Here is a 10,016-nt window from a genome sequence, read left to right as displayed (position 1 = left end):
GCTCCGCGCGCAGCAGCGCCCGCGACGCCGCAGGGCGGCGGTGCGCCGCAGATCGCTCCGCGCGGTGGCGGTGGACCGGGCGGTGGCGGAGGCCCCGGTCAGGACAGGCGCCAATGAACGAAAAGCCCGGCCTTGAGCCGGGCTTTTTCTTTTGCTCGACGAACTGCTGGCGGCCTGACGGGCTGCGCGTTTCTCAACGTCGTGGGCGAGGTGAGAAAGGCTAACGCCACATGCCGCGCATGCGTTCACGAATATCGATCTGCACGTTTTGATTTGGCGTCGGGCGTGCTGCCGAAGTCGCCGCTGGCCATGTCTGGCGGTCGAACAGCTTAACCAGGTGGTCCGGTATGAAACGCGTCCGCGACGCATAGACGTGCCGGTCGCCGCGTGCCTGCTGACCGTGCACGAAGAAGCGCTGGGGCACGATCAGATGCAGATCGTCCTTGGCGCGCGTCATCGCGACGTACAGCAGGCGTCGTTCTTCTTCGAGTTCAGCCGTTGTGCCGGCGCCTAGATCAGACGGCATGCAGCCGTCGACAACGTTCAAGGCGTACACGGACTTCCATTCCTGCCCCTTTGCAGAGTGGATCGTGGACAGGATCAGATAGTCTTCGTCTCGCAGCGGCGGGCCGGAGCGATCGCTGGTCGCGTCAGGCGGATCGAGCGTGAGCTCGGTCAGAAAGCGCTCGCGGGAAGGATAGCCCGAAGCGATCTGCTCGAGCTGCAGCAGGTCGGCCAGCCGCACCTCCGCATCCTCGTGGATGCGCTCCAGATGCGGGGTGTACCAGAGCCTGATACGCTCGATGTCGGCCGGCCATTCCGAATAGCGGATATTGGTGAGCGTTTCGACGAACGAAATCCAATCCTGGCCGGCGCGGGGTGGCGTTGGAAGCGCCGCGAGCGCGGAGATCGGATCGGCCATGACAGTGGTTTGATCGAGAATGCGCTGCGCCGATGCCGGCCCAATGCCGGGCAACAAATGAAGCACGCGGAATCCCGCAACCCGGTCCCGGGGGTTCTCGACGAACTTGAGCAGCGCAAGCACGTCTTTGACGTGGGCGGCGTCCAAAAACTTCAAGCCGCCGAACTTGACGAAGGGAACATTGCGCCGCGTCAGCTCGACTTCCAGCGGGCCGCTGTGGGAGGACGTCCGGAACAAGACAGCCTGTTCCTTGAGCCGCGATCCTTCCTCGCGGTTCGACAGCACCTGCTCGACGACGTAGCGCGCCTGGTCGGCCTCGTCGCGAACAGTGACCAGGCGCGGTAGCTGCGCCGAACTGCGTTCGGTCCAGAGATTTTTGGTGAACCGTTCTCTGGCAAGCCCAATCACGCCATTGGCGGCAGCCAGAACCGGCTGGGTGGAGCGATAGTTGCGGTCGAGCGTGACGATCTCTGCCCTGGGGCTGAAGTGATCGGGAAAATCCAGGATGTTTTTGACGGTGGCCGCGCGAAACGAATAGATCGATTGGGCGTCGTCGCCCACCACGGTAAGGCCGCGGCCATCCGGCTTCAGCGCCAGCAGTATCGTCGCCTGAAGCCGATTGGTGTCCTGATACTCGTCGACCATGACATGATCGAACCGGCCGCCGATCTCCTGCGCGATCGCGGGCTCGGACACCATCTGCGCCCACCACAACAAGAGATCGTCATAGTCGAGGACGTTCTGCTTCTGCTTGGCCTCGACGTAGCTTGCGAACAATTGCTTGAGCTCATCAGCCCATCCCGAACACCAGGGATAATGCTGTCCGAGAACCGTCTCGATCGGCATCTGCGCGTTCACGCAACGGGAATAGATCGCAAGACATGTGCCCTTGGTGGGGAAACGACTCTCGGTCTTTGAAAATCCGAGCTCGTGGCGCACCAGGTTGAGCAAATCAGCCGAATCCTCGCGATCGTGGATGGTGAAGGCCGGATCGAAGCCGATGCTTTCAGCGTATTCGCGCAGCAGCCGCGCCCCGATGCCATGGAAGGTTCCTGCCCAGGTCAGCGCCTCCGTCATGATGCCGGCCTTATCGCCGAGCACGCGGCGCGCGATGCGCTCGACGCGCTGCGTCATCTCGGCGGCGGCACGGCGCGAAAACGTCATCAGCAGCATGCGGCGCGGGTCGGCACCCCTGATGATGAGGTGGGCGACCCGGTGCGCGAGCGTGTTGGTCTTTCCGGATCCGGCGCCGGCAATGACAAGGAGCGGCGAGCCTATGGTTCCATCCGCTGCGATGCCGTGCTCGACGGCCCGGCGCTGCTCCGGATTGAGGCTTTCCAGATATCGATCGGTAGTTTCAGCGAGCACGAATCACCCCATGTCGATCCGAAGGTCGGCCGATTCGCTGAAGGTCGCAATGACGAATGTCCGCCCCGTCTCGTTGTCCAGCAAACGCCTTGTTAAGGATTGGCTCGCGCTGATTTGCGCTGATACGATTCGTTCCTTGCGAACAAACTGGAGTCGGATGGAGAACAAAGCTGTGGTGCAGCCTGTCTCCCTGCTTCAGGTGAGCGTCGGCTGGCGTTATGATCATCCGACCGAGCAGGGCGCGAATTCATGGCGAAGAAGGCGGGCAAGCTGATATCGCGACAAACGGTCCTGGCGATCGACATCGGTGGTTCGCGCGTGAAATTCATGACCGACAAGGAGCGAACCAGGCGTGCGTTTGCGTCCGGTCCAGATCTCTCTGCGAGAGCTATGGTGAGGCAGGTCAAGGCGCTGACGAAAGACTGGTCCTATGACGTCATCTCGATCGGGTATCCGGGGCCGGTGATCAACAACCGGCCGTTGTCGGAGCCTCACAATCTCGGTCTCGGCTGGGCCGGTTTCAATTTCGAAAGGGCCTTTGGCCGCCCGACGAAACTCGTCAACGATGCGCTGATGCAGGCGGTCGGCAGCTACCAGGGCGGCCGCATGCTGTTCTTAGGGCTCGGAACGGGTCTTGGCTCCGCGATGATCGTGGATGGCATTCTGGAGCCGATGGAGCTAGCGCACCTGCCGTACCGCAATGGCAAGACGTTCGAGCAATGCGTCGGCGCCGCGGCGCTGAAGCGCGTCGGCAGGAAGAAATGGCAGCGCGCGGTCGATGACGTCCTGAAACGCCTGCTCGCTGCACTGGAGCCGGATTACATCATCCTGGGCGGCGGCAACGCCGACAAGGTCGATCATTTGCCGCGCAAGGTCCGCCTCGGCGCCAACACCAACGCGTTCGAGGGCGGATTTCGGCTGTGGAAGAAGGGGGCGGCCAGACCGGCCGGCTTACGGCGATAGAGAATGCGTCTCCGGCGTTGGTGCATACGCGTGAGCTTTGCACCTGGATTTGAATGGCCTCTCAACAGCCGGCTGTCTAGGATGTGCGCATGTCCCGTCTTGTATGTCTATTGACTGCTATCGTCCTATCACTGTTGTCCGTCGCCGCTCTGGCTGCGCCGGTGCATAAGCGGCCGGCTCCGCGCTGGCACGGCTACGGCTTCCTGCCGGGTTACCAGCAGCCGCTGAACAACAGCCTTCCACTTTACGCCCAGAAAGACGCGATGCGGCGTTTGGCACGCCGCGACCGGCGCCATTGGTACATTGACCCGGTCCCCCGTTACTACGGGTATGATGGCGACAGGCACTATTTTGGCCGGCCCGGCTTTTACGGCGGACGCTACAATGGCGGCAGCTTTGGCCCGTGCTGGACGCGGACGCCGATCGGGCCGATCTGGAACTGCGGCTGATCAGGTCAACAGGGCGCAAGAGCCAACGCGCCGCGCGAATGGGCGCCTGACGACGAGCGCAATTGCGCTCGCGCAGTGATGGCAGGCTCCGCGAAATCGGGGGGCGATCTTGGAGTAGTCCCGGATGTCGCTTCGGCCTGCGCTCTTCGGGCTACGGCGGACCAGCCGCTGATCCGGGCTTCTCGCTAAGTTCAGTCCAACCGCGAAGGAGTATCCGATGAAATCGCTTCTGCTGCTCACGGCGAGCGGTCCGCTGCTCATTCTCACATCGCACGAGTCCTTACGCGATCAGAGGCTTCTTGAGGTGCTCAAGCAAAAAGGGATCGGCAAGTTCGTCGCGTTTGAGGTTCCCTTGTCGCTCGCCAAGGAGCGCTACGGCGGGCATTTTCAAGCGGTCGAAAGCAATCTGCACGAGACGGACGATCTGAGGGTCCTCGACTTCAACGGCCAGCGGATTTTTCAGCTCTTCCGTTTCGATGAACTCGGTTCACCGATCCTGCAAGAACAGCGAGCGTAGCCCACGTTCGCCTATCGGCAGGAATGCGTCTGGCCGTCGTAGCCCCTGTAAGTCCCGGACGCGGGATTGTAGGTGCGGAAGCGGGTGCAGACCATGACCAGGGTCCGCTCGCGCGGCTTGCGGGCTGCCTTGTGGGCTGCCCCGACCGGTTGCAGCGACTTACTCTGCTCTGTCCCTTCGCTGCGGCTAGCGATCTTTGATTGCTTGGCGACAGACTTCTGCTTCAAGGCGGGCTTCTCGCGCGCAACCGCTGGCTCTCCCACGGCGGGAGCCGGCTTCTGTGCGACATCAGCAGGCTTCGCGTCCGGGACTGTCGGCTTCTGCTCTATGGTGGCAGTTTTGTCGTCCACGGCAGCCGCCTTCTCCTCGACGGCTGCAGGCTTGTCCTGCGCCACCGTTGGCTTCGGCTCGGCAGGGGCGGGCTTCTGCTCAACGATGGCAGGCTTGTCGTCCGCGGCGGCCGGCTTCTCTTCGACGGCTGCGGGCTTGTCCTGCGCGATGGCTGGTTTTTCCTCGGCGGGGGCCGGCTTCTGCTCGACGACGGCAGGCTTGTCGTCCATGGCAGCCGCCTTCTCCTCGACCGCCGCGGGCTTGTCCTGCGCGATGGCCGGTTTCTCTTCCGCGGGCGCCGGCGTCTGCTCGGCGATGGCGGGCTTGTCATCAGCGGCAGGCGGCTTCTCTTCTGCAGCGGCCGGAGGCTTTTCCTGCGCGGGCTCGGAAGGTTGCGCTGCGGTCGGGCTGGGATTGTCCGTGGCCGACGTCTGCGCGAGCGCTTGAGTGCTCATCACCATAAACAAGACACAGCACAGCATGCCGGCGCGCTCGGCGGCGGCAGTCGTGAGAGCTGACAAACGCATGGATTGATACTCGGCTAATTGTCCCCATGAAAGTTCCACACCCATTTGCGGCAAGTCTGTGAACAGCGCGGCCGTTTCGTGAGCGACGACGCGCTTAAGACCGAAGTGTGTGCCGGCTGCCACACCACGCGCATTAGGCATGGCGCCAGGCAGCGCAAAGGCGTTTTGGTGGGCGCAACTGTAAGAAGATGTTTGTCGTTCAACAATCAAGGCGAGCGCGGCCCGGATGTCTCCGCGCCGCTGCTTGCTGACGATCGCCTCCCGGACGCGGTGCACATACTCTTCCGCAGTGCACCGCAGGGCCCAGACACAAAATCGCGAAAACAACCCCATGCAAAGTAGCGAGCGCAGCCCGGATGAGCGCAGTGAGTAGGGCGGGTTAGCCAACGGGTCGCGCGAACGCGCGCCCGATGATAAACTCCGCGTAGCCCGCCGACTTGGTCACTTGGAATGGCGGATTACGCCTTCCGCCTTCGCTCTGCGAGCTACGGCGGACAGGTTGGCTAGCTAGCCCGCCCTGCGTTTGCTTCCCTTGACATGTCAGCGCTCCGCCGTCCGAATGGCTGACAGCGCATAAGCGCAGCGTCGCGGTGTCTCACCCGGCGCATCAAAAAACAAAAGCGGGAGGGTTTGCGAATGTTTCGACATGTCAGAAATCTTGCCCTTGCGGCGCTTGCGGCCGCAAGCCTGTTCGGCGCCGGAAACGCGCAAGGGGCCTTCCCGGAGCGGCCGATCACGCTGATCGTGCCATGGGCCGCCGGCGGCGGCACCGACGCGGTCGCGCGCCAGATCGCCAACATGCTGGAACGTGATCTCAAGCAGCCGGTGAACGTCGTGAACCGCACGGGCGGGTCGGGCGTGGTCGGCCACCAGGCGATCGCGTCAGCCGCGCCTGACGGCTACACGTTCGGTCTCATCACGCTCGAGATCAACCTGATGCACTGGGTGGGGCTCACCGATCTCACCTGGGAGAAGTACACGCCGATCGCGCTGGTCAACCAGGACCCCGCCGCGATCCACGTCAAGGCGGACTCGCCTTACAAGACCGTCAAGGAGCTGTTCGAGCATATCAAGGCGAACCCGAACAAGGTGGTGGCCTCGGGCACGGGGCAGGGCGGAAGCTGGCATGTCGCGCTCGCCGGCCTGATGCAGGCCGACGGCGTTTCGCCCGGCTCGATCCGTTGGGTACCGTCCACGGGCGCTGCGACCGCGCTGACCGATCTCGCGGCCGGCGGCGTCGACTTCGTCGCGTGCTCGATGCCGGAAGCCGAGGCGCTGATCAAGGCGGGGCGTATCCGCAGCCTCGTGTTCTTCTCGCCCAAGCGCGCGCCGAACTTTCCTGATGTGCCGACCACCGAGGAGGCGACGGGTCACAAGTGGCACAAGGGTGTGTGGCGCGGCTTTGCGGCGCCCAAGGGCCTGCCGAAGGAGATTGCCGCGCAGTACGAGACCGCGATCAAGAAGATCTGGGACAGCGAGGAGTTCAAGGAGTTCATGAACCGGCGCGGCTTCGACATGATCTATCTGGATTCGGCGAAGTTTTCGGAGTTCATGAAGGCGGACAACGAGGACAACGGCAAGGCGCTGAAGTCGCTCGGGCTGGCGAAGTGAGTGGATGATGTGAGGGTAGCCCGGATGGAGCGAAGCGAAATCCGGGGCGGTGTTAGAGTGGTCCCGGATTGCGCTGCGCTCCATCCGGGCTACTTGCTGCCGACTCGGTTCGCGCGGAATGGCGGATTATGTTTTGGGCTAATCGTCCTTGCGGGCTAGCCTTTACTCTCGCTCAGTCGTGTCATCGCTGCCTTTACTTTGAGGGCGTAGCTGTCGGCTTGTTGTTTCTCTGCCATGACAGGTCGAGAGGTGATGTCAGTGATCTCCAGAACGACTTCGCTAATGGGCTTGCGCGACATAGGCATAAGCATCTCCCACTGAATAAATCGCATTGAACGCATTCGGGGATGAGGAGCGGGAAGCACGAAATCGAACCGGCCTCTTTGGCTTGGAACCCAACGCTCCACCATTGAGCTACACCCGCCGAGAGCCGAAAACTAAGCCGCCAGGCAGAGGGCGATTCGCCTGGCGGCTTCGCTGGCGTGGACCCGGATGACTTGGGGGAAATCGTCCGGTGATCGGAATCTATTCGGCTTGCGTAGTGTAGCAACCAAACTCGCGCGTTAAGCTTGATGTGCGCTCTGCAGGTTAATTCTGGAACCCGCCGTCGGCCGCCGCCAGGCGCTTGAACTGCCGCTTCATCGCATTGACCTTGACGATATAGGCTGTGACGAGATGATCGCCGCACCGCTCGTCGGGCATCATTTGAAAGTTGCGGCGCGCGAAGGCTGTGGCGGGACCCCCGCCGCAAAGATGGATAAACGCGGCGAGATCCTGCTTCTGCTGCAGGCTTGCCGGCACATCGGGGACGCGGGCGAGAACCGCCGCGACATTGCGAGCCAGATACACGGACGCGAGCTCAATGGCATGGCTCGGGATCACGCGGATAGTGAGGCTGGTGAACCCGCAGCCGGTATTTGTGACCGCATTCTCTCGGACACAGGACCGCGCGGCCTCGGCGTAGGCAGCATCGGTCATCTGGAAGAGGCCGACGGCGCTGGAGGCGGGCTGGTAAATCGCGAAAGGATTCAGGCTTAGTCGCCAGCGCCAGTAGGTGCGCGCCACCGGGTTGCCTGAACTCTCGACCTGCGCCAGCGCGGCCAGCAATTCGGGCGTGATCGTACTGGTGGAATAGGCGCGGAAGAGCGGCCCGTATTGCCGCCACGTCTCGGCCGGCTCCTTGTCGAGCGCATCGCCAACGAAGGCAAACAGCTCAGTCGGCTTGCGGATCACCTGATAGACAAGGTTCGTCAGCGCGACGAGCACAAGCAGGATCGCCACGACGCCAACGATCCGAACCGCCCGCGGTGCTCTCGCGAGCTTCCGTCGCGCCCACCGTGCACCGCGCCGCCAGCGGCGGAGGCGTAGGAAGCTCTTGCTTTTTCTTGACATGCGTCTTTTGCGGGCAAGTAGGGCACAATAACGAAACGTGTCGCGCTGACGATCTTCTATCTGGATTCGGCTGGCTTCGCGGAGTTCATGAAGGCGGACAACGAGGACAACGGCAAGGCGCTGAAGTCGCTCGGGCTGGCGAAGTAAGTGAATGAGGTGAGTGAATAGTGAGTAGGGCGGGTTAGCGAAGCGTAACCCGCCGACTCGGTCGCGCAGAACGGCGGATAACGCCTTCGGCTAATCCGCCCTACGCTTGCTGCGCTCATCCGGGCTACTTGCTGAGCCATGCGTCCTACGACCTAAGAATTTCGCTCCTTCAGCTTTGCGATGACGGCGGCGCCTGTCGTCGCGTCGAGTGAATAGAACATCATCCGCGCCAGCTCGGCATATCCGCACGGGATTGGGCGTCCTGTAACTCCCCATGACGTAGCAGCATTGATCGCATCAATGTTGGTGCGGACTTGCGGCCCCAACTCGAAATAATGGGACATGCCGGGCGCAATGGTGACGTCGCTCTCGCAGGACACCTGATTTCGGACATCCATGATCGTCAGCTTGTGCGTTCCTGCCGGCCGGTCGGTGATGAAGTAGCTGCCGGCGCCGAGTTCGCCGACCAGCTTGCCATCGACCTTGATGGGCGGGGCGCCGAATCCATTCAGTGTACTGGGATGTCGAATGAAGTAGAGCCGCGCCTGTCGCGCATCCAAGGCCCGGTTCTGCGGCTCGTACGTCGTGGTTTTTGTCTCCACGCAGCCCGTCAACAGGCCTAAGCAGAGAAGCGCAGGTGCCGACTTGAGCGCCACCTTAAGCAGGCTTATCCCTGGAGATAGCTCATCACGCATGCCTGTCGCCACGCCCGGTCCCCCGTCGCTTCGGTTCAAAGATATCGTTCGCACCGTGGTTGTAGCGTCGATCGTACCGGGATCAAGTAGGTAGGGCGGGTTAGCGAAGCGTAACCCGCCGACCCGGTCGTGGAGAAGGGCGGATTAGCCTTCAGCTAGTCCGCCCTACGCTCGCTAGCCCTTGCGAGTATAGAGCGCCGGTTTCGGCGCGACTGCAGGAAGCTTGAATATATTTGTCTTGATGAGCTTGTTTCGTAGGCGTCCCTCATAGTTTATGTACCGAATTAAGTCTCGGACGTATTCAAAATAGGACTCCTGCTGCAGGAGAAGGCCCTCGTCGATATAGAAGAACGTGAGAGCCGTCAGGTCGTTGACAGGCTGCTTATCCTCGGCAAGTTCTTCGAGCGAGACGTAGCAAAGCGCCTTACCCATGTCGGGGTCGTGCCAATAGGCGTGGGAGTACTTGTTCCTTACTCTTCGGCAGTAGTCCACTGCATCAATCAGCTCCGAGAACTCGGCCTCAAGGTTGACCGCCGTGTAGGGGACTCGGCCAAGTGCATCGGCAATCTTCACGCGGTTCAGCTCACCTCTTACCCTGAACATCGTCTTCAGAGTTGAGTTCAAATCGTAATTCCGGGCGACCTGGATGCAGTTCATCAGGTCCAGTTCTAACTCGCCATAGTCGAGTAGAAGGCGGCCGATAACCGCCATTTCCTTTGGAAACGTATTATGAATCTGAAACATGACTATTCCGACACATTGATGGCTGGTGACGCTTCTTTCCTCGATGACCATTCGACACGATCGCGAATGTCTTCAGCGAGCGTATCCCGGATAAGCGTAGCGATATCCGGGGGCGGTGTTAGAGTGGTCCCGGATGACGGTCGCTGCGCTTCCGGGCTACTTGCCCCCTTGGGACGCAAGGCGCGCTCCCCTCAAGAGTTGCCTACAAACTCCGACATAGGCCCTGAACCTCCTCCGAATTGATGGACACCTGTAGTAGGCTCGAAGAGCCAGGAGGTGTCGGATGGAAGGACGTCAACGTCGGTCGTTTACGGACGACTACAAGCGGCAAGCGGTTGATCTCGTAGCGTC

At 61.7% G+C, this 10,016-nt stretch carries 10 protein-coding genes; 4 read left to right on the top strand and 6 right to left on the bottom strand.

All coding sequences use genetic code 11. The annotated features are described in order from the left end of the window. Nucleotides 1–220 precede the first annotated feature (220 nt). Nucleotides 221–2,290 (bottom strand): ATP-dependent helicase, encoded by a 2,070-nt coding sequence (locus AC0QUY_RS41445; RefSeq protein WP_475391651.1) that lies wholly within the window; start codon nucleotides 2,288–2,290, stop codon nucleotides 221–223. Between the two features lie 249 nt (nucleotides 2,291–2,539). Here AC0QUY_RS41445 and AC0QUY_RS41440 point away from each other — a divergent pair, with 249 nt between their 5' ends. The 3 genes from AC0QUY_RS41440 to AC0QUY_RS41430 all read left to right on the top strand — a co-directional run bounded on the left by AC0QUY_RS41440 (nucleotide 2,540) and on the right by AC0QUY_RS41430 (nucleotide 4,219). Next, the gene (locus tag AC0QUY_RS41440) at nucleotides 2,540–3,253 is read left to right on the top strand and encodes an ROK family protein (RefSeq protein ID WP_161854341.1); all 714 of its coding nucleotides are present in this window, start codon (nucleotides 2,540–2,542) and stop codon (nucleotides 3,251–3,253) included. Nucleotides 3,254–3,342: 89 nt separating this feature from the next. After that, the gene (locus tag AC0QUY_RS41435) at nucleotides 3,343–3,702 is read left to right on the top strand and encodes a hypothetical protein (RefSeq protein ID WP_475391649.1); all 360 of its coding nucleotides are present in this window, start codon (nucleotides 3,343–3,345) and stop codon (nucleotides 3,700–3,702) included. 217 nt (nucleotides 3,703–3,919) lie between these two features. Then, on the top strand, nucleotides 3,920–4,219 hold the full coding sequence (locus AC0QUY_RS41430; RefSeq protein WP_161854343.1) for a cytosolic protein: 300 nt from the start codon (nucleotides 3,920–3,922) through the stop codon (nucleotides 4,217–4,219). Between the two features lie 11 nt (nucleotides 4,220–4,230). On the opposite strand, the gene AC0QUY_RS41425 is transcribed toward AC0QUY_RS41430, so the two are convergent. Next, the gene (locus tag AC0QUY_RS41425; protein WP_475391648.1) at nucleotides 4,231–5,409 is read right to left on the bottom strand and encodes a BA14K family protein; all 1,179 of its coding nucleotides are present in this window, start codon (nucleotides 5,407–5,409) and stop codon (nucleotides 4,231–4,233) included. Between the two features lie 303 nt (nucleotides 5,410–5,712). Here AC0QUY_RS41425 and AC0QUY_RS41420 point away from each other — a divergent pair, with 303 nt between their 5' ends. Continuing rightward, nucleotides 5,713–6,687: a tripartite tricarboxylate transporter substrate binding protein gene (locus tag AC0QUY_RS41420; RefSeq protein WP_475391646.1), complete on the top strand. Its 975-nt coding sequence runs from the start codon at nucleotides 5,713–5,715 to the stop codon at nucleotides 6,685–6,687. 155 nt (nucleotides 6,688–6,842) lie between these two features. Here AC0QUY_RS41420 and AC0QUY_RS41415 read toward each other — a convergent pair whose 3' ends face one another. The 4 genes from AC0QUY_RS41415 to AC0QUY_RS41400 all read right to left on the bottom strand — a co-directional run bounded on the left by AC0QUY_RS41415 (nucleotide 6,843) and on the right by AC0QUY_RS41400 (nucleotide 9,665). Next, complete coding sequence (locus tag AC0QUY_RS41415) at nucleotides 6,843–6,992, bottom strand: hypothetical protein (RefSeq protein ID WP_475391644.1); 150 nt, start codon at nucleotides 6,990–6,992, stop codon at nucleotides 6,843–6,845. 283 nt (nucleotides 6,993–7,275) lie between these two features. After that, complete coding sequence (locus AC0QUY_RS41410) at nucleotides 7,276–8,079, bottom strand: transglycosylase SLT domain-containing protein (RefSeq protein ID WP_475391642.1); 804 nt, start codon at nucleotides 8,077–8,079, stop codon at nucleotides 7,276–7,278. 299 nt (nucleotides 8,080–8,378) lie between these two features. Continuing rightward, complete coding sequence (locus tag AC0QUY_RS41405) at nucleotides 8,379–8,921, bottom strand: DUF2846 domain-containing protein (RefSeq protein ID WP_475391640.1); 543 nt, start codon at nucleotides 8,919–8,921, stop codon at nucleotides 8,379–8,381. 174 nt (nucleotides 8,922–9,095) lie between these two features. Next, the gene (locus tag AC0QUY_RS41400) at nucleotides 9,096–9,665 is read right to left on the bottom strand and encodes a hypothetical protein (RefSeq protein WP_475391638.1); all 570 of its coding nucleotides are present in this window, start codon (nucleotides 9,663–9,665) and stop codon (nucleotides 9,096–9,098) included. Nucleotides 9,666–10,016: the final 351 nt, after the last annotated feature.

Source organism: Bradyrhizobium sp. WYCCWR15520 (assembly GCF_056174665.1).
The sequence above is the reverse complement of the archived record's forward strand: the minus strand, read 5'-3'. Positions and strand labels throughout refer to the sequence as shown.

Excerpts from the sequence above, each read along its gene's own strand:
- AC0QUY_RS41440 (WP_161854341.1), top strand. The coding sequence starts at position 2,540 with ATGGCGAAGAAGGCGGGCAAGCTGATATCGCGACAAACGGTCCTGGCG.
- AC0QUY_RS41400 (WP_475391638.1), bottom strand. The coding sequence starts at position 9,665 with ATGTTTCAGATTCATAATACGTTTCCAAAGGAAATGGCGGTTATCGGC.
- AC0QUY_RS41415 (WP_475391644.1), bottom strand. The coding sequence starts at position 6,992 with ATGCCTATGTCGCGCAAGCCCATTAGCGAAGTCGTTCTGGAGATCACT.
- AC0QUY_RS41410 (WP_475391642.1), bottom strand. The coding sequence starts at position 8,079 with ATGTCAAGAAAAAGCAAGAGCTTCCTACGCCTCCGCCGCTGGCGGCGC.
- AC0QUY_RS41420 (WP_475391646.1), top strand. The coding sequence starts at position 5,713 with ATGTTTCGACATGTCAGAAATCTTGCCCTTGCGGCGCTTGCGGCCGCA.
- AC0QUY_RS41405 (WP_475391640.1), bottom strand. The coding sequence starts at position 8,921 with ATGCGTGATGAGCTATCTCCAGGGATAAGCCTGCTTAAGGTGGCGCTC.
- AC0QUY_RS41425 (WP_475391648.1), bottom strand. The coding sequence starts at position 5,409 with ATGGGGTTGTTTTCGCGATTTTGTGTCTGGGCCCTGCGGTGCACTGCG.
- AC0QUY_RS41430 (WP_161854343.1), top strand. The coding sequence starts at position 3,920 with ATGAAATCGCTTCTGCTGCTCACGGCGAGCGGTCCGCTGCTCATTCTC.
- AC0QUY_RS41435 (WP_475391649.1), top strand. The coding sequence starts at position 3,343 with ATGTCCCGTCTTGTATGTCTATTGACTGCTATCGTCCTATCACTGTTG.